This window comes from Atlantibacter subterraneus (genome assembly GCF_007570865.1).
Taxonomy (GTDB): Bacteria; Pseudomonadota; Gammaproteobacteria; order Enterobacterales; family Enterobacteriaceae; genus Atlantibacter; species Atlantibacter subterraneus.
The window spans coordinates 668,523-688,609 of the sequence record NZ_VLPS01000003.1; the positions used below are offsets into that span (position 1 = coordinate 668,523).

Consider the following 20,087-nt stretch of genomic DNA (forward strand, 5'->3'; position numbering starts at 1 on the left):
AGTGATGCGCCCGGACAGTCATTGTCCGGGCGTTCAATTCTGTAAAGCAGTGCGAGCTTCGTTTTCAGGTTCGCGTTGCGCAACCTATTGCCGAGCCGCTTAGCACCTGAACGCCCGGTCTGCCGACTTTTTTTTCAGACTTTCTTTTCTTTAAACTTCTTTACATTTGGCGAGGCAAATGGTTTTTTCTCTTTATATACTGAAGGTAATCCTGAAGCCGAGCTTACGGGAATGATGTAAAAATGATAAGGAGGCAAGGGATGTTGCTTATAAAAGCTCAACGTTATCGGTGGTCCGCAATTCACTTGTGTCTGGCGCTCAGTTTAGCGCCCTTGACCAATGCCTTTGCCGAAGAGCCCGATCTGGTGCCGTCCGATGGTTCGGCGGCGGTTATCGATCAGCCAGGCTCAATGCTGCTCCCGCAGGCGCAATCTCCCGCTACGGCGCTGATGGCCGGGATCGGGCCGCAGATTGACGGTGAGCGTATTGCCCAAACGCGCAGCACGCTTCAGTCCCAGCTTCCTCAGGGATACACGCCCGTTTATATGGATGCGCTGGCCGCGCTGTATACTGCCCGCGACGCCAAACCGATGTGGGATAACCGCGAAGCGGTGCAGGCGTTCCAGCAGCAACTGGCCGAAGTGGCGATCGCTGGCTTTCAGCCGCAGTTCACTACCTGGGTCGAACTACTGACTAATCCGGACGTGAACGGTATGGCGCGTGACGTGGTGCTATCAGACGCCATGATGGGTTACCTCTATTACCTCTCCGGCATCCCGCTTAAAGGCAATCGCTGGCTGTATAGCGATAAACCTTATAAAGCCGAAATCGCGCCGCTGTCGGTGGTGAACCAGTGGCAAGTGGCGCTCGACAACGGTTCGCTGATTGCTTTTGTGCAAAGCCTTGCACCGCAGCATCCGCAGTATCAGGCGATGCATCAATATCTGCTCAGCCTTGCGGCCGATTCGCGCCCGTGGCCGCAACTGACGTCCACCGCCTCACTGCGCCCCGGGCAGTGGAGTAACGACGTCGGCGCGCTGCGCGAAATTCTCCAGCGCAACGGTATGCTGGACAACGCACCCAATATCGTACTGCCGGGGGACCCGCCATCTAAAAACGCCGTGGTAAGCCCCTCGGCGGCCGTGATTGAATCCACGCCGACGCAGAAAAAAACAGCGGCGCGCGGCGTCTATGACAAGACGCTGGTGGAAGGCGTGAAGCGCTTCCAGGCCTCGCAGGGTCTCGGCACCGATGGCGTGATTGGCCAGTCCACCCGCGACTTACTGAATATGTCACCCGATCAACGCGCCGCCGTGGTGGCATTAAATATTCAGCGCCTGCGCCTGCTGCCCCAGAAGCTCACCACCGGCATTATGGTGAATATACCGGCCTATTCGCTGGTCTATTATCAGAACGGCAGCCAGGTACTGGATTCGCGCGTCATTGTTGGACGCCCCGATCGTAAAACGCCGCTGATGAGCAGCGCGCTGAATAACGTGGTGGTCAACCCGCCGTGGAATGTACCGCCGACGCTGGCGCGCAAGGATATCCTGCCGAAGGTGTGGAACGATCCGGGCTATCTGGAGCGGCATAACTATACGGTGCTGCGCGGCTGGAGTGGTAAAGCTGAAGTAATCGATCCCTGGAATGTGGATTGGGGAACCATTACCGCATCGAATTTACCGTTCCGCTTCCAGCAGGCACCTGGCGCGCACAACTCGCTGGGCCGCTATAAATTCAATATGCCGAGCTCTGATGCCATTTATCTGCACGATACGCCGAACCACAATCTGTTCCAGAAAGATGCGCGGGCGCTCAGTTCCGGCTGTGTGCGCGTCAATAAAGCTTCGGAGTTGGCGAATATGCTGTTGCAGGATGCGGGCTGGAACGATACGCGAATTTCCGATGCGCTGAAGCAGGGCGATACCCGTTACGTGAATATTCCCCAGACCATCCCGGTGAATCTTTACTATATGACGGCATTCGTCGGCGCGGATGGAAAACCGCAATTTAGATCGGATATTTACAATTATGATTCCCCTGCGCGATCGGGCGCACAAATCTTGCCAAAAGCTGAACAACTCATCAGGTAACTACAGAATTTCTAACAAATAAGCTGTCAAAATATCGGGTAGAAAACGGGCTTGCTTCGCTGCAAGCCCCGTTTTTACTGGGTTTTGAAGCCTTGACGTGTCGAGATTTGGCGGTTAAGGTGCCTTGCGTGCGCCAGAAGTGCATATAATCACAACACTGACTGTAGACCTGAACATCATGGATAAATTTGACGCTAACCGCCGCAAATTGCTGGCGCTTGGTGGCGTGACGCTCGGCGCCGCCATCCTGCCTGTACCGGCATTTGCTACGCTTTCCACGCCCCGTCCTCGTATTCTTACGCTGAACAATCTCAATACCGGAGAGAGCATTAAAGCGGAGTTTTTCGACGGCAAAGGCTATATTCAGGATGAATTAGCAAAATTAAACCATTTCTTCCGGGATTATCGCGCCAATAAAATCAAAAGCATCGATCCGAAACTGTTCGATCAGCTCTACCGTTTGCAAGGGTTATTGGGAACCCGCAAACCAGTGCAGCTTATTTCCGGCTATCGCTCCCTCGATACCAATAATGAACTGCGCGCCAGAAGCCGTGGTGTAGCCAAACAGAGCTATCACACCAAAGGCCAGGCCATGGATTTTCATATCGAAGGCATCTCTCTGAGCAATGTTCGCAAAGCCGCGTTGTCTCTGCGCGCAGGTGGTGTAGGATACTACCCGCGTAGTAACTTTGTGCATATTGATACCGGTCCTCTCAGGCACTGGTAGAACGAATCCGGTCACTGCCGGATAAAAGGAGCGGTATGAATTACCAAATTATTCCGGTCACGGCGTTCTCACAGAACTGCTCATTAATCTGGTGTGAAGAGACGCGTCTGGCGGCCATTGTTGACCCGGGCGGCGACGCGCCGCGTATTCAGCAGGCCGTGGCGGCGCAGGGCGTGACCATTCAGTCCATCCTGCTGACTCACGGGCATCTCGACCACGTCGGCGCGGCGGCGGAGCTGGCGGCGCATTACGGCGTGCCGATTATCGGGCCTGAAAAAGAAGATGAATTCTGGTTGCAGGGATTACCGGCGCAGAGCCAGATGTTTGGGCTGGAAGAGTGCCTGCCGCTGACGCCAGATCGCTGGTTAAATGAAGGCGACAGCGTAACCGTAGGCAAAGTCGCTCTCCAGGTGCTGCACTGCCCAGGCCACACCCCAGGCCATATCGTTTTCTTTGATGAGCGCGCGCGGCTGTTAATCTCCGGCGACGTGATTTTTAAAGGCGGAGTAGGGCGCAGCGACTTCCCGCGCGGCAACCACGCCACGCTGATTGATTCCATCAAAAGTAAACTGCTGCCGCTGGGCGATGATGTGACTTTTATTCCCGGTCATGGCCCGCTGTCCACCCTCGGTAACGAGCGGTTGCACAATCCTTTCTTACAGGACGAGATGCCTGTCTGGTAATAAAAAGGGCCGCAAACGCGGCCCTTGTTACTTCTTATCGTGGATTACAGCACGGCGACAATCGCTTCGCACAGCGGCGCCATGTTATCCGGCGTCATGCCCGCCACGTTAACGCGGCCAGAAGCGACGGCGTAAACGCCAAACTCTTCGCGCAGGCGCAGTACCTGTTCTTTAGTCAGTCCGCTGAACGAGAACATGCCGTTCTGCTGAATGATAAAGCTGAAATCACGGTTCGCGCCTTTCTCCTGCAGGGTGCTGACAAACAGCAGACGCATGCGCTGGATGCGTTGACGCATATCGGTCAGCTCTTGTTCCCAGATGGTGCGCAGCGCGTCATTGCTCAGAATGGTCGCTACCACAGAAGCACCGTGCGCTGGCGGGTTGGAGTAGTTGGCGCGGATGCAGGACTTCATCTGGCTGAATGCACGATCGACGGTATCCGCATCGCTGGCGACCAGCGTACAGGCACCAACGCGCTCGTTATACAGACCAAAGTTTTTGGAATAGGAACTGGCGACGATCAGCTCTTTATGCAGCGCAGCAAACGCGCGCAAGCCTTCAGCGTCTTCTTCCAGACCACGGGCGAAGCCCTGATAGGCGAAGTCGAACAGCGGCAGCCAGCCTTTATCCAGCGATAGCTGTGCCAGCTGTTGCCACTGTTCCAGCGTCGGATCGATCCCGGTTGGGTTATGGCAGCAGCCGTGGAACAGCACCACGTCGCCTGCCTGGGCATCCGCCAGGCTATTCAGTAACCCATCGAAATCCAGCGTGTGGTTCTGTGCGTCGTAATAGGCGTATTCACGCACTTCCAGACCGGCAGAGTTGAACACGCTTTTGTGGTTCGGCCAGCTCGGGTTGCTTACCCAGACGCGTTTTACGTCAGTGTTTTTAGCGAGGAAATCCGCCGCCACGCGCAGTGCGCCGGTGCCGCCAGGGGTCTGGGCAGTGCGGGCGCGTTTATCGGCGATCAGCGCGTTGCCTTTGCCGAACAGCAGCTCCTGGGTGCAGCGGCCAAATTCAGGAATACCATCAATACCCAGGTAGTTCTTGGTGGTTTCATTTTCCAGCAAATATTGTTCGGCTTTTTTCACGCTGGTGAGAACCGGGGTTTTACCGGTTTCATCTTTATAAACACCAATACCCAGGTTGATTTTAGTCGGACGTTCATCGGCGCGAAACAGGTCCGCCAGACCAAGAATCGGGTCGGCAGGGGCGGCAGTTATGTTCTCAAACATGACGAGGTTCCATTGTGATATCAGAAGGGAAATTCGCTATCAGGTTAACGGGAGTTTTACTAAATGCCAACCGTTTGCCCGCAAAAGATTAGCTGTTTGGTAAATCTGGTGTTTTTCACTTTCGGGCATAAAAAAACAGGGCCGAAGCCCTGTTTTTGTCTTATCGATAACGAGGTTATATCGATTAGAACTGGTAAGTTACGCCCAGGGTAACCTGGTCGTCAACGCCAACCAGTGCGGTTGAAGCGTCGTCGTTGTCCAGCATGTTGATGCGGTAGTCAGCGTATACGTTGAAGTTCTTGTTGAAGTAGTAGTAAGTACCTACGGTGAAGTATTCAGCCAGGTCGCGGTCGTAAGAAGAGCCGGTAACCGGATCAACCAGGTCTTTACCTTTGGTGTAAACGTAAGATACGGACGGACGCAGACCGAAGTCGAACTGGTACTGAGCTACCACTTCAACGTTCTGAGTTTTGTTAGCGATGTCATAGATAGAACGGCCAGTTGCAGTCTGGTTACGGGTTTCTGCATAGATCGCCGCCAGGTAGATGTTGTTGGCGTCGTACTTAGTACCAACAGACCATGCTTCAGCGCGGTCGCCACGACCATCGTCTTTCTGACCGAAAGCACCGTTAAGGCCGGAACCAGAGGTGGTACGGTTAGAGTTGCTGTAGGCACCGATTACGCTGAAACCTTCAGCGAAGTTGTAACCCAGAGAGTAACCAACGCCGTCACCGTTAGCCTGTTTCAGGTTGTCACGGTCGTTTTTACCCTGATACTGCACACCGAAGTTCAGACCATCAACCAGACCGAAGAAATCGCTGTTACGGTAGGTCAGCAGGCCAGTAGAACGGTTGTTCATGTAGTTGTCAGTGTTGCCCGCCCAGGTCTCACCAGAGAAAGACGGAGACACGTCGGTGTAGGATTCTACGTCGTATACGATACCGTAGTTACGACCGTAGTCCAGAGAACCTGCGTCAGCAATTTTGATACCCGCGAACGCCAGACGCGTTACGTTGTCCTGGCTGCCTTCAGCTTTGCTGGCTTTAGCACGGTATTCCCACTGGCCGTAACCGGTCACTTGATCGGTAACCTGAGTTTCGCCTTTGAAGCCGATCTGAGCGTAAGAAGAGTCGCCGTTGGTGGTGTTGTCACCAGAGGTCACGAAACCGTGCTCACCAACTACTTTTCCGTACAGGTCCAGTTTGTTGCCGTTTTTGTTATAGATTTCTGCAGCGTTAGCTGCACCAGCTACCAGCAGAGCAGGGATAACCACTGCCAGAATATTGCGCTTCATCATTATTTATTACCCTCATTGGTTTTTTTTGAACACCTGCCACTGCCGTCAATAATTCTGTACGGAACTATTGATGAGAGTTTGGTGTCTTTCTGTGTCTGGAGGCATCTTTCCATTCATATTAAGGATTAGCTACAGTGAAAGTGCTACAAATATGCAAACACAGTAACCAAAAGCAATAATGTGTAACTAATTGTGTATTTTTGGGAACTTTGTGAACCACATCAAAATAAATCACTCAGCTGAACAATTTTAAGACGTTCCTATTCTATATATATGAAAACCTTATGTTTAATTATGATAAACGGGTTTTCTTCGCCTTAACGACAATTATTCTCACTTTTCAAAAGAGTCGATTCAGATGGCTGGATGTCTGTGTGATATTTAGCCAAATGTGCTATGTCCATCACTTAAAAATGGTGCAAGAAAAGCAGGGATATTTTTTATCGAAAATTATTTCGAGTTAATACCCGGTTACGTTAGGGAGTGAAGAGGGGGTTGAAGCGAACAAATGTTGAATTTATGTAGACAAAAATTGACACAGCACAACGAAAAAAAGCCGGGAAAACCCGGCTTTTTTGGATTAGAAACTGGCGTTGCGTGGGGTACGTGGGAAAGGAATCACGTCGCGAACGTTTTGAACGCCGGTCACATAAGCGATTAAACGCTCAAAACCGAGCCCAAAACCGGAGTGCGGAACGGTGCCGTAACGGCGCAGATCGCGATACCACCAGTAATCCTCTTTATTGAGGCCCATTTCTTCGAGACGCACATCAAGTACGTCGAGGCGCTCTTCACGCTGGGAGCCGCCGATGATCTCACCGATGCCCGGTGCCAGCACGTCCATAGCCGCCACGGTCTTGCCGTCTTCATTCTGACGCATATAAAACGCTTTAATGTCTTTCGGATAGTTTTTGACAACAACCGGCGCTTTAAAATGTTTTTCAGCCAAATAACGCTCGTGCTCGGAAGCCAGATCGACACCCCAGTAAACCGGGTTCTCGAACTTCTCGCCGCAGGCTTCAAGGATTTTTACCGCCTCGGTGTAATCTACCTGGGCGAAGTCAGCGGAGATGAAACGCTCCAGACGGCCAATGGCGTCTTTATCGACACGCTCGGCGAAGAACTTCATGTCGTCCATACGTTCGTCAAGCACCGCTTTGAACACGTATTTCAGCATGCCTTCGGCTAACGCAGCGACATCATCCAGGGTGGCAAATGCCACTTCCGGTTCCAGCATCCAGAACTCTGCCAGATGGCGGCTGGTGTTGGAGTTTTCCGCACGGAAGGTCGGGCCGAAGGTATAGATTTTTGACAGCGCACAGGCATAGGTTTCGCCGTTGAGCTGGCCCGAAACGGTCAGGAAGGCTTCTTTACCGAAGAAGTCTTTATCGAAATCGACTTTGCCCTGATCGTTACGCGGCAGGTTTTCCAGGTCCAGCGTGGAGACGCGGAACATTTCGCCCGCACCTTCGGTGTCAGAGGCGGTGATCAGCGGCGTAGATACCCAGAAGAAGCCCTGCTCGTCAAAATAACGGTGCAGCGCCTGCGCCAGGGTATGGCGAACGCGGGCGACCGCGCCAATCATATTAGTGCGTGGACGCAGGTGCGCCACTTCACGCAGGTATTCAATGCTGTGGCGTTTGGCAGCCATCGGATAGGTGTCCGGATCTTCAACCCAACCGGTCACTTCTACTTTGGTGGCCTGCAGCTCAAAGCTCTGACCCTGGCCCGGGGATTCCACCACGGTGCCGGTCACAATAACCGAGCAGCCGGTGGTCAGGCGCAGAACGTCATCATTGTAATTGGGCAGAGAATTATTAATGACAGCCTGTATAGGATCAAAGCAGGAACCGTCATAGACGGCGAGGAAGGAGATGCCAGCTTTTGAATCTCGACGGGTACGCACCCATCCGCGCACGATGACTTCTAGGTCTTCGGCAACGCGGCCCTGGAGTACGTCGGCTACAGGCACAACGCTCATAATTATCTCTCTGGTTAGTAGTCAATAACAAAAATCGCTTATCCACCCAACGGGGGAGGGTTATCTATGTTACCTGGCGGGCGCTGGCAAACAAGCAGAATTCGTGTCGGGAAATAAAGAAAACACAAAGTGATGGCGTTCAGGGAGCCGAAAAACTCCCTGAACCGGGGATTAGCTGGCTTTTTTGACCTGCGGTAAATCAAAGGCTTTACGCAAAGCGCGCACGAAGGCTTTATCGTGGCAGATGGTTTTACCGGGGCTGTCCGAGAGCTTAGCGACCGGTTTACCGTTGCACTCCACCAGCTTTATCACGATGTTTAGCGGCTGTACGCCGGGAATATCGCAGGTCAGGCGGGTGCCAATACCAAAGCCGAGTTTTACCCGCGACCCGAAATGACGATACAGATCGAGCGCTTTGGTGAGATCGAGATTATCGGAAAACACCAAAGTTTTAGTTAGCGGATCGATATGCAATTTTTCATAGTGGGCGATAGCCTTCTCGCCCCACTGCACCGGATCCCCGGAATCATGGCGCAATCCCTGATAGCGGGTAGCGAACTCCGGCCCGAAATCGCGCAAAAACGCGTCCATGGTAATGCAGTCCGTCAGGGCAATACCCAGTTGGTTGGGATATTCATCCAGCCAGGCCTGAAGCGCCGCGCGTTGGCTGTTGGCCAACACCGGGCTGATTTGCTGATGCGCCTGAAACCACTCGTGCGCCTGGGTGCCCATCGGCGTCAGATTGAGGCTGCGGGCTAAATCATAGTTGCTGGTGCCGACAAACCAGGATTCCTGCTGGAGGCGTTCAACAATGGCTTGCTGCACCTCGCGGGAATAACGGCGGCGGGTGCCAAAATCCATCAGATAAAAGCGATCGAGGGTCAGGTCGGCGGTAAGCGTCTTAAAATCGACCAGTTTGCTTTCAAGGTGATCGAGGGCATTGTCGACGGTGACGTCCGGCGTGCGGAAACGGTGAACCAGCTCGCTGATCACGGCCAGCAGCGGCACTTCCCACATAATCACTTCCAGCCACGGGCCGGAAAGACGAATATCCAGCTTGCCGTTATCGTTCACGATCTCCACCTGCGACGGGTCGTAGCGGAAATTCTTCAGCCACGCCAGATAATCCGCTTTGAAGAACGGCAGTTGCGCGAGCCAGGCATACTCGTCATCGCTCAGCGCCAGATGCTGCATCGCATCCACCTGCTCGCGAATGGCTTGCGCATAAATACCTAACAAATCGTCACCGCGGCAGCGAAACTCTGCGGCGACATGCACGCCCTGATAATGATGGAATACCGCCTGCTGCATATGCAGCTTATAGGCATCGGTATCCAACAACGAGTGCAGAATAGGGGAAGCATATTGTGTCATGGCGCGTAACTGGCATCCTCTAACAGGCGCGTTTCCTGGGATAGCGAAAGCAGATAAAGACGCAGGAGTATACCCTGATTATCGGTTTATTGAAGCAGGATCACAACATAACACACCGGGCTGGTCGAGCGCATTTCGTGCCGCATGTTATATAAATGTAGTGAAAGGCGTTACACCGCCAGAAAAGATAAAGATTCTGCATAGCAACATTTTCGCAACGAGAATAGACTGAAGCACGATACTCTACGGACGATGGATAAGGTTTCTATGACTCAATTGCCACAAGCCAAATACCGCCACGATTATCGTGCGCCGGATTATTTCATCAGCGACATCGATTTAACCTTTGAGCTGGATGCGCAAAAAACGCGCGTCACGGCGATTAGTCAGGTGAATCGCCCGCAGGCGTCGGATGCGCCGCTGCGCCTGGATGGCGAATCCTTAACGCTTATTTCTCTTGAGGTGAATGATGAGGCGTGGCCGCATTATCGCTTAGAAGATAATGCCCTGATTATTGAGCAACTGCCCGCCCGCTTTACCCTGAAAATCGTTAATGAAATCAGCCCGGCGGCGAACACCGCGCTGGAAGGGCTGTATCAGTCGGGTGAAGCGCTGTGTACCCAGTGTGAGGCGGAAGGCTTCCGGCACATTACCTGGTATCTGGATCGCCCGGACGTTCTGGCGCGCTTCACCACCAAAATTATCGCTGATAAAACCAAATACCCCTATCTGCTTTCCAACGGCAACCGCATGGGCCAGGGCGAACTGGAAAACGGTCGTCACTGGGTCGAGTGGCATGATCCGTTCCCGAAACCGTGCTACCTGTTTGCACTAGTGGCGGGGGATTTCGACGTGTTGCGCGATACGTTCACGACCCGCTCCGGGCGTGAAGTGGCGCTGGAGCTGTATGTGGATCGCGGCAATGTCGATCGCGCGTCCTGGGCGATGACGTCGCTGAAGAACTCCATGAAGTGGGATGAAACGCGCTTCGGCCTGGAATATGACTTAGATATCTACATGATCGTCGCCGTTGATTTCTTCAACATGGGCGCGATGGAGAATAAAGGCCTCAATGTCTTTAACTCCAAATTCGTGCTGGCGCGTGCCGAAACCGCCACCGATAAAGATTATCTCAATATTGAACGCGTTATCGGTCATGAATATTTCCACAACTGGACCGGCAACCGCGTGACCTGCCGCGACTGGTTCCAGCTCAGCCTGAAAGAGGGGCTGACGGTGTTCCGCGATCAGGAATTCAGTTCCGATTTGGGTTCCCGCGCGGTTAACCGCATCAATAATGTGCGCACCATGCGCGCCATGCAGTTTGCGGAAGATGCCAGCCCGATGGCGCACCCGATCCGTCCGGATAAAGTTATTGAGATGAATAACTTCTATACCCTGACGGTGTATGAGAAAGGATCGGAAGTGATCCGCATGCTGCACACCCTGCTGGGCGAAGAGAACTTCCAGAAAGGGATGCAGCTCTATTTCGAGCGTCATGACGGCAGCGCGGCAACCTGCGATGACTTTGTGCAGGCGATGGAAGATGCGTCAAACGTTGATTTGTCCCATTTCCGCCGTTGGTACAGCCAGGCCGGTACGCCGGTGGTGAGCGTTCAGGACGACTACAACCCCGAAACCGAGCAATATACCCTGACCATCAGCCAGAGAACGCCGCCCACCGCAGAGCAAACCGAAAAGCATCCGCTGCATATTCCGTTTGATATCGAACTGTACGATAACGAAGGCAAGGCGATCCCGCTGCAATACAACGGTCATCCGGTGCATCACGTACTGAATCTTACCCAGGCCGAACAGACTTTCGTGTTTGATAACGTTTACTTCCAGCCGGTGCCGTCGCTGCTGCGTGAATTCTCCGCGCCGGTGAAACTGGAATATAAGTGGAGCGATCAGCAGCTCACGTTCCTGATGCGCCACGCCCGCAATGACTTCTCCCGCTGGGATGCAGCGCAGAGCCTGCTGGCGACCCATATCAAACTGAACGTCGCCCGCCAGCAGCAGGGCCAGCCGCTGTCGCTGCCGCTGCACGTGGCGGATGCCTTCCGCGCCATCCTGCTGGATGCGCAGATCGATCCGGCGCTGGCGGCAGAAATTCTTACTCTGCCATCGCAAAACGAGATTGCCGAGCTGTTTGATGTTATCGATCCGTTAGCGATTGCCGCCGTGCATGGCGCGTTAACCCGCACTCTGGCAACGGAGCTGGCTGACGAGTTTTTAGCGGTGTACAACGCCAACAAACTCGACGGTTACCGCATCGAACATGCCGATATCGGCAAACGTGCGCTGCGTAATACTTGCCTGCACTATCTGGCATTTGGCGATACGCAGCTGGCCGATAAACTGATCGCCGCTCAGTATCATCAGGCAGACAATATGACCGACGCAATTGCTGCCCTGTCGGCAGCGGTGGTGGCACAGTTGCCGTGCCGTGAAGCGCTGCTGGCGGAGTATGACGAGAAATGGCATCAGGACGGGCTGGTGATGGATAAGTGGCTGATGCTGCAGGCTATCAGCCCGGCGCAAGACGTCCTTGCTACGGTGCGCTCGTTGCTCAATCACCGCTCGTTCAGCATGAGTAACCCGAACCGCATCCGCGCGCTGATTGGTGCGTTCGCTATGCATAACCCGCTGGCATTCCATGCGGCGGACGGCAGCGGCTATCAGTTTATGGTAGAAATGCTCACCGAGTTGAACAGCCGTAACCCGCAGGTAGCGTCACGCCTGATCGAACCGCTGATTCGCCTGAAGCGCTACGATGAAAATCGCCAGCAGCTGATGCGTGCGGCGCTTGAACAGCTTAAAGCGCTGCCCAATCTCTCCGGCGATTTGTTCGAGAAAATCACCAAGGCGCTTGCCTGATAACAAAACGCCCTTCCAGCTGGAAGGGCGTTTTTCGTTATGCCGACAGCGAGTTCTCTGGCCATTTTAACGCCAGGTGAGAGGTGTCGTGACGGTGTAACGCCTGCCAGAACGTATCCAGCGCGTCGTCGAGACGATGCTGCAAATTCGCGCTAAACACCGGCTTATGTTGATAATCCAGCACCTGACTGTCATCGGCATAAACGCCGTGCAGGATCTCCTGCGCTTTCAGCGCGTTTAATACCGGTTTCAGGGCGTAATCCACCGCCAGCAGATGCGCTACGCTGCCGCCCGTTGCCAGCGGTAACACCACTTTTTTCTCCAGCGCCCGTTCGGGCAATAAATCCAGCAGCGTTTTTAACGCGCCCGCAAAGGAGGCCTTATAAACCGGCGTCGCCACGATCAGCCCGTCCGCCTCCGCCAGCTGCGCACTAAAAGTTTTTAACGCCGGGCTGTCGAAGCGGGCATAGATAAGGTCTTCTGGCGCAAAATTTTGCAGATGCCAGTGATAGACCTCCACATCCTGTGCGCTAAGCCGATCGCGGGCATATTCTAACAGCGCGCTGGAGCGGGAAGGAAAGCGAGGGCTACCGGCCAGGGTGATAATGCGCATCACAGCTCCTTATAACCAATGGTTTTCAAGTTGATAACATTAATAACAATTGGCCCAGTGTCGCAGAGGTGATGCCCTGAGCTAACTGATTTTTCCGTCGGAGCAATGCCGAATTTCGCATAAATCACCTTAATGAGCGGAAACGGTTGCTTTATTGCCATAAGTCAATTCACTTTGTGAGCGCATTCACGGATAATAGCGCCCCGGTCTGCATACCGGGAATCCAGGAGAGTTCATGTACTACCCCTTCGTTCGTAAAGCCCTTTTCCAGCTCGATCCAGAGCGCGCTCATGAAATGACATTCCAGCAACTGCGCCGTATTACCGGCACGCCGTTTGAGCGCCTGGTGCGCCAGCGTGTACCGGAAAAACCGGTCTCCTGCATGGGATTGACGTTTAAAAACCCGTTGGGTCTGGCGGCAGGTCTGGATAAAAACGGCGAATGCATCGATGCGCTTGGCGCGATGGGTTTTGGATCGATCGAGATCGGCACCGTAACGCCGCGCCCGCAGCCGGGCAACGACAAGCCGAGGATCTTCCGGCTGGTAGAAGCCGAAGGGTTGATCAACCGTATGGGCTTCAACAATCTGGGCGTCGACAACCTGGTTGAGAACGTCAAGAAAGCCCATTTTGACGGCGTGCTGGGGATTAATATCGGCAAAAATAAAGACACCCCGGTAGAGCAGGGGAAAGACGACTACCTGATCTGTATGGATAAAGTGTATGCGTATGCCGGATATATCGCGATCAATATCTCCTCGCCGAATACCCCGGGTTTACGCTCGCTGCAATATGGCGAAGCGCTTGACGATCTTTTAAGCGCGATAAAAAATAAGCAACAAGAACTGCAAAAACAACATCATAAATATGTTCCTGTGGCGGTGAAGATCGCGCCGGATCTTTCGCTGGAAGAATTGATCCAGGTTGCCGACAGTTTAGTTCGCCATAATATTGATGGGGTTATCGCCACCAATACCACGCTCGACAGATCGCTGGTTGAAGGAATGAAACACAGCCAGGAAATGGGTGGGTTAAGCGGCCGGCCACTGCAATTAAAAAGTACCGAAATTATTCGCCTGTTATCTCAGGAATTAAATGGCCGGTTGCCAATTATTGGCGTCGGTGGGATTGATTCCCTGATGGCGGCGCGTGAGAAGATGGCGGCAGGCGCAACGCTGATTCAAATTTATTCCGGTTTTATTTTTAAAGGCCCGCCGCTGATTAAAGAAATCGTAACCCATATCTAAGCTTTTTGACTTACAGACAACCAGGGCTTTATTTTGAGCCCTGGTTGTTTTATATTCGGGCGCAGTTGCTAATTTAGACATTTTAGTCTTTTCTTTATTAGGGTTATAAACGAAGCGGCAAAAAGGATGATATTTCGTCGCTGGCAGAGGTGGGGAAAAATGATGCGCATTAAACCGGACGATAACTGGCATTGGTATTTTGACGACGAGCACGACAGAATGATGCTCGACCTGGCTAATGGCATGCTATTTCGTTCGCGCTTCGCCCGTAAAATGCTCACACCTGACGCCTTTGCTTCCAGCGGCTTTTGCGTGGATGACGCAGCGCTTTATTTCACCTTCGAAGAAAAATGCCGTGATTTGCAATTATCTAAAGATCAGCGGGCCGAACTGGTATTGAATGCGCTGGTAGCGATTCGCTTCCTGAAACCGCAGATGCCGAAAAGCTGGCATTTTCTTTCTCATGACGATTACTGGCAACCCGTGTGCGGCGACCCTGCCTGCGTCTATTTAAGCGATACCCAGGAGAGCGTGAGCCTGCTGGTGGTGGAGCCGGGCGACAACGCGGCGCTTTGCCTGCTGGCGCAACCGGGATTAACCCTGGCGGGACGCACCATGCAGTTGGGCGATGCGATTAAAATCATGAACGACCGGCTAAGACCGCAGTTAATTACCGAAAGCCTTAGCCTCGATCAGGCCGTTTAGTTTTCCAGCGTAACGGCCCCTACCGGAATACAGCTGCAGCACAGAATGGTGCCATCATCGCCGACGGCGCTCTGTTTTAACGCTTTTACTTCCCCGTCAACTAACCGAATCCGACAGCTTCCACAGATGCCAGCCCGGCACGAATAGGGGACGCGGATGCCCTGTTGCTCAAGCTGTTCCAGCAGGATTTGCTGGTTATTGCCTTTAAAGGTCGTTCCCTGCCAGGTAATGGCTACGGCGCTTTGTGGCGCGGTTTCCACTTCAATCGCTTCCACAACCTCTCCCGGACCGTAAAGCCGCGCCGGTTTAATTTTCAGGATTTCCACTTCATCGCCCACGTGAATAATACCGCTCTCCCGGGCGATCAGGTTCTGGCCGAAATCCACGTCTCCGCTATCGTCCTGGGCGGTGCGGAACGATTGTAACGTCGCCAGCGGTTCCCCTGAAGGATGCTTCATGCCGCGTTCCGGGCTAACGGTGGTAAAAATGCAGCGGCTACAGGGTTTCGCGAGGTCAAAGGTCACGCCGCCGATGCGAATCACCTCCCAGGTATCTTCCTCCCAGGCCTGAGCGCCAGCCACCACGATATTCGGCCTGAACTGGGTCATTTTGACGCTGGCGGGGCAGCGCTGCTGCAAATCGCGCAGCGAGGCTTCATTGGCCAGTAAAAACGGATAACCATCCGCGAAAGAGAGCGGCACCGCCTCATGGCGCTTCACCCGGCGAGTCAGTTCAGGCCCCACCCAGCGCAGCTGTACATCGCGGGAGAAAAATCCGCTCAGCCACTGGTTAATCGCCGGTGGGGCGACCAGCGCCGTGAAGTGATTACCCCATACTTCTGTCGGTTCGGCGGCGGCGGCAAAGTCGCTGTAACGCACCATTGCGCTACTGCCGTCCGGCGCGCGCAGATGCAAACCATCATGCATAATTGCCGGCGTAAACAGCACCATTTGCGGATGCTGGCGCGCGGTAATAAAGGTGCCGTCAGTTTCTGTCACCATGAAAATGCGATCGAACGCCAGTCCGCTTAAACTTACCTGTGCATGAGAGAGTTGAATGCCGCGCATGGATTTAACCGGATGAACTGCAAGACGAGATAAAAAGACCACTGCGCACTCCCTGGAAAGTCATAGAAGATGAAGAAATAGAAGGGCAACTTTATGACATGCGGGGCGGATTGGCTATAATGCGCAACAATTTTCTTAAGTGATAAGTGACGATATGAATGCTTTATTTGCCAGTACGGCGCGCGGCCTTGAAGAACTGTTAAAAACCGAACTGGAAAACCTGGGAGCGCAAAACGCGCAGGTTGTTCAGGGCGGCGTGCATTTTGAAGGTGACGCGCATCTGCTCTATTCGAGCCTGATGTGGAGCCGCCTGGCATCGCGCATTCTGCTGCCGCTGAGCGAGTGCAAAGTCTACAGCGATCTTGATTTGTACCTCGGCGTGCAGGCGATCGACTGGACCGCGATGTTCGCGCCGGGGGCGACCTTCGCCGTTCATTTCAGTGGATTAAACGACTCCATTCGCAACAGCCAGTACGGCGCGCTGAAAGTTAAAGACGCGATTGTCGACGCCTTTACCCGTAAAAACCTGCCGCGCCCCAATGTTGATAAAGATCAGCCGGACCTGCGCATCAACGTCTGGCTGAATAAAGAAACCGCCAGCATTGCGCTCGATCTCAGCGGCGATGGCCTGCACCAGCGTGGCTACCGCGACGCTACCGGCCAGGCCCCGATCAAAGAGACCCTGGCGGCGGCGATCGTTCAGCGCTCCGGCTGGCAGCCGGGCACCCCGCTTATCGATCCGATGTGCGGCTCCGGCACGCTGCTGATTGAAGCCGCGATGATTGCGACCGATCGCGCGCCGGGCCTGCACCGTACCCGCTGGGGCTTTACCGGCTGGGCGAAGCATGATGACGAAATTTGGAAAAGCGTGAAAACGGATGCTCAGGTGCGGGCGCGCCGGGGGTTAAGCGAGTACGAATCGCGTTTTTACGGCTCTGATAATGACTCGCGCGTCATTGAGCGGGCACGCAGCAACGCCCGTCGTGCCGGCCTGTCCGACATTATCTCTTTTAGCGTCAGCGACGTGGCGCAACTGACCAACCCGCTGCCGAAAGGGCCGCTCGGCACCGTCATCAGCAACCCGCCTTATGGTGAGCGTCTGGAAAGTGAACCCGCGCTGATTGCCCTGCACAGCCTGCTGGGCCGTGCCATGAAGCAGCAGTTTGGCGGCTGGAATCTGTCGCTGTTCAGCGCCTCGCCTGAACTGTTGAGCTGCCTGCAACTGCGCGCCGACCGCCAGTTCAAAGCTAAGAATGGCCCGCTGGACTGCGTGCAGAAAAATTACCACCTGGCCGCCGGTGGCAGCGAAGGTGGGCAAGGACGTATCGCGGAAGACTATGCCAACCGCTTGCGCAAGAATCTTAAAAAACTGGACAAGTGGGCAAAACAGGAAGGGATTGAATGCTATCGCCTCTATGATGCTGACCTGCCGGACTATAACGTGGCGGTAGATCGCTACGCCGACTGGGTGGTGATTCAGGAGTACGCGCCGCCGAAAACCGTGGATGCCAATAAAGCGCGCCAGCGTCTGTTTGACGTGATCGCCGCGACAATTCAGGTGCTGGAAATTGCTCCGAATAAGCTGGTACTGAAAACCCGCGAGCGTCAGAAAGGCACCAGCCAGTATCAAAAAGTCGCCCAGAAAGAAGAGTTCATGGAAGTACGTGAATACAATGCGCGCTTCTGGGTCAACCTGACCGATTACCTGGATACCGGCCTGTTCCTCGATCACCGTATCGCGCGCCGTATGCTGGGCCAGATGAGCAAAGATAAAGACTTCCTCAACCTGTTCGCCTACACCGGCAGCGCCAGCGTCCATGCCGGGCTGGGCGGGGCGAAAAGCACCACCACGGTGGATATGTCGCGTACCTATCTCGAATGGGCCGAGCGCAACCTGCGCCTCAATGGCCTTACCGGGCGCAATCATCGCCTGATCCAGGCAGACTGCCTGGGCTGGCTGGCGGAGTCGACGGAACGCTTTGACGTGATCTTTATCGATCCGCCGACGTTCTCCAACTCAAAACGCATGGAGGCCTCGTTTGACGTTCAGCGCGATCATCTGGCGTTAATGAAGGATCTTAAGCGCCTGTTGAAGCCGGGCGGCACCATTATGTTCTCCAACAACAAACGCGGCTTCAAAATGGATCTGCCGGGCCTGGCGGAACTGGGCCTCAAGGCGCAGGAAATTACCGAGAAAACGCTGTCGCAAGATTTTGCCCGTAATCGCCAGATCCATAACTGCTGGCTGGTTACTCACGAGACCGGGAAATAATTATTTATGTCATTGATCAGTATGCATGGCGCGTGGCTCTCCTACAGCGACGCACCGCTTCTTGATAACGCCGAACTGCATATCGAAGACAACGAACGGGTTTGTCTGGTTGGGCGTAACGGGGCCGGTAAATCGACCCTGATGAAGATCCTCAATCGTGAAGTCGGTCTGGACGACGGACGGCTGATTTTCGAGCAGGATTTAGTGGTATCGCGTCTGCAACAGGATCCGCCGCGCAACGTTACCGGCAGCGTGTACGATTTTGTCGCCGAAGGCATCGAAGAGCAGGCGGAATACCTCAAGCGCTACCACGATGTTTCCCATCTGGTGATGGAGGATCCGAGCGATAAAAACCTGGCCGAACTGGCGCGGGTGCAGGAGATGCTCGATCACCACGGCTTGTGGCAACTGGAAAACCGCATTAACGAAGTACTGATGCAGCTTGGCCTGAATGCGGATATGGAGCTGGCGGCGCTGTCCGGCGGCTGGTTGCGTAAAGCCGCGCTGGGCCGCGCGCTGGTCAGCGGGCCGCGCGTGCTGCTGCTCGACGAGCCCACTAACCACCTGGATATTGAAACCATCGACTGGCTGGAAGGGTTTTTAAAATCCTTCCAGGGCTGCATTATTTTTATCTCCCACGACCGTTCCTTTATTCGCAATATGGCGACGCGGATTGTCGATCTCGATCGCGGCAAGCTGGTTTCCTATCCGGGGGATTACGACACATACCTGCTGGAGAAAGAAGAAGCGCTGCGCGTTGAAGAGCTGCAAAACGCCGAATTTGATAAGAAACTGGCGCAGGAAGAAGTCTGGATCCGCCAGGGCATTAAAGCGCGACGCACCCGTAATGAAGGCCGCGTGCGGGCGTTAAAAAGCCTGCGCCGCGAACGCAGCGAGCGCCGCGAAGTGATGGGCAGCGCCAAAATGCAGGTGGAAGAAGCCTCCCGCTCCGGCAAAATTGTCTTTGAGCTTGAGGACGTGAATTACGGCATCAAGGGCAAAACCCTGGTGCGTAACTTCAGCGCTCAGGTACAGCGCGGCGATAAAATCGCGCTGGTAGGGCCGAATGGCTGCGGCAAAACCACGCTGCTGAAACTGATGCTCGGTCAGCTTAATGCCGACAGCGGTCGCGTTCACGTGGGCACCAAACTGGAAATCGCCTATTTCGACCAGCACCGCGCCGAGCTGGACCCGGAGCGCACCGTGATGGATAACCTCGCAGAAGGCAAACAGGAAGTCATGGTCAACGGCAAGCCGCGCCATGTGCTGGGTTATCTGCAGGACTTTTTATTCCATCCGAAACGCGCCATGACGCCGGTGCGCGCGCTGTCGGGCGGAGAACGTAACCGCCTGCTGCTGGCACGTCTGTTTCTTAAACCCAGCAACCTGTTGATCCTCGACGAACCGACCAACGATCTGGATGTCGAAACCCTGGAATTGCTGGAAGAGCTGATCGACAGCTATCAGGGCACCGTGCTGCTGGTGAGCCACGACCGTGAATTTGTCGATAACACCGTGACGGAATGCTGGATTTTCGAAGGCGAAGGACGCATTGGCCAGTATGTTGGCGGCTATCACGATGCGCGGGGGCAGCAGGCATCCTCTGCGCTCGCCCGTGCGCCGGTTGTCAAAAAAGAACCCGACGTTGCGGTTGCTAAAGCAGAGACTGTCAAACGAGCCAGCGGCAAACTAAGCTATAACATGCAGCGCGAGCTGGAGCAGATGCCGCAGCGCATGGAAGAGCTGGAAGCCGCGCTGGAAACCCTGCAGTCGCAGGTCAGCGATGCATCCTTCTTTAACCAACCTCATGACGTCACGCAAAGCGTACTGGAAAAACTGGCTAGCGCAGAGCAGGAGCTTGAGGCGGCTTTCGAACGTTGGGAATACCTTGAGTCGTTAAAAAACGGTGGATAG

At 54.3% G+C, this 20,087-nt stretch carries 14 protein-coding genes; 8 read left to right on the top strand and 6 right to left on the bottom strand.

All coding sequences use genetic code 11. From position 1 onward, the window contains the following. The first annotated feature begins 260 nt into the window (after positions 1-260). The 3 genes from ldtD (at position 261) to FND52_RS08810 (ending at position 3,503) form a co-directional block, all read left to right on the top strand. Complete coding sequence (ldtD, locus tag FND52_RS08800; RefSeq protein WP_144130525.1) at positions 261-2,093, top strand: L,D-transpeptidase; 1,833 nt, start codon at positions 261-263, stop codon at positions 2,091-2,093. Between the two features lie 178 nt (positions 2,094-2,271). Continuing rightward, positions 2,272-2,820 (top strand): peptidoglycan L,D-endopeptidase MepK, encoded by a 549-nt coding sequence (gene mepK / locus FND52_RS08805; protein ID WP_125291799.1) that lies wholly within the window; start codon positions 2,272-2,274, stop codon positions 2,818-2,820. A gap of 35 nt (positions 2,821-2,855) precedes the next feature. Beyond that, a complete protein-coding gene (locus FND52_RS08810) occupies positions 2,856-3,503 on the top strand; it encodes an MBL fold metallo-hydrolase (RefSeq protein ID WP_144130526.1) in 648 nt (215 codons plus the stop codon). 44 nt (positions 3,504-3,547) lie between these two features. On the opposite strand, the gene aspC is transcribed toward FND52_RS08810, so the two are convergent. The 4 genes from aspC to pncB all read right to left on the bottom strand — a co-directional run bounded on the left by aspC (position 3,548) and on the right by pncB (position 9,390). Then, entirely contained in the window at positions 3,548-4,738 is a 1,191-nt protein-coding gene (gene aspC, locus FND52_RS08815; RefSeq protein WP_144130527.1) for an aspartate transaminase, read from the bottom strand. A 184-nt stretch (positions 4,739-4,922) separates the two neighbouring features. Continuing rightward, positions 4,923-6,035 carry a porin gene (locus FND52_RS08820; RefSeq protein WP_280114065.1) on the bottom strand — a complete coding sequence of 371 codons (1,113 nt, stop codon included), beginning with the start codon at positions 6,033-6,035 and terminating at the stop codon, positions 4,923-4,925. Between the two features lie 580 nt (positions 6,036-6,615). Further along, a complete protein-coding gene (gene asnS / locus FND52_RS08825; RefSeq protein ID WP_144130528.1) occupies positions 6,616-8,016 on the bottom strand; it encodes an asparagine--tRNA ligase in 1,401 nt (466 codons plus the stop codon). 171 nt (positions 8,017-8,187) lie between these two features. Then, positions 8,188-9,390, bottom strand: coding sequence for a nicotinate phosphoribosyltransferase (gene pncB / locus FND52_RS08830; protein WP_144130529.1), 1,203 nt, complete (start codon positions 9,388-9,390; stop codon positions 8,188-8,190). A 267-nt stretch (positions 9,391-9,657) separates the two neighbouring features. Between pncB and pepN the strand changes: the two genes are divergently transcribed. Continuing rightward, positions 9,658-12,270 carry an aminopeptidase N gene (gene pepN / locus FND52_RS08835; protein ID WP_144130530.1) on the top strand — a complete coding sequence of 871 codons (2,613 nt, stop codon included), beginning with the start codon at positions 9,658-9,660 and terminating at the stop codon, positions 12,268-12,270. A gap of 37 nt (positions 12,271-12,307) precedes the next feature. Here the strand turns inward: pepN and ssuE are convergent, their stop codons facing one another. After that, entirely contained in the window at positions 12,308-12,883 is a 576-nt protein-coding gene (gene ssuE, locus FND52_RS08840) for an NADPH-dependent FMN reductase (RefSeq protein ID WP_144130531.1), read from the bottom strand. Positions 12,884-13,118: 235 nt separating this feature from the next. On the opposite strand from ssuE, the gene pyrD reads away from it, so the two are divergent. Together pyrD and FND52_RS08850 are read left to right on the top strand one after the other, a co-directional pair. Continuing rightward, entirely contained in the window at positions 13,119-14,129 is a 1,011-nt protein-coding gene (gene pyrD / locus FND52_RS08845; protein WP_125291806.1) for a quinone-dependent dihydroorotate dehydrogenase, read from the top strand. Positions 14,130-14,291: 162 nt separating this feature from the next. Further along, positions 14,292-14,834 (top strand): cell division protein ZapC, encoded by a 543-nt coding sequence (locus tag FND52_RS08850; protein ID WP_167509346.1) that lies wholly within the window; start codon positions 14,292-14,294, stop codon positions 14,832-14,834. Here FND52_RS08850 and FND52_RS08855 read toward each other — a convergent pair. Further along, entirely contained in the window at positions 14,831-15,943 is a 1,113-nt protein-coding gene (locus tag FND52_RS08855) for a YcbX family protein (RefSeq protein WP_144130532.1), read from the bottom strand. The genes FND52_RS08850 and FND52_RS08855 overlap by 4 nt on opposite strands. A 112-nt stretch (positions 15,944-16,055) precedes the next feature. Between FND52_RS08855 and rlmKL the strand changes: the two genes are divergently transcribed. Then, on the top strand, positions 16,056-18,173 hold the full coding sequence (gene rlmKL / locus FND52_RS08860; protein ID WP_144130533.1) for a bifunctional 23S rRNA (guanine(2069)-N(7))-methyltransferase RlmK/23S rRNA (guanine(2445)-N(2))-methyltransferase RlmL: 2,118 nt from the start codon (positions 16,056-16,058) through the stop codon (positions 18,171-18,173). 6 nt (positions 18,174-18,179) lie between these two features. Then, positions 18,180-20,087, top strand: coding sequence for an ABC transporter ATP-binding protein (locus FND52_RS08865; protein WP_144130534.1), 1,908 nt, complete (start codon positions 18,180-18,182; stop codon positions 20,085-20,087).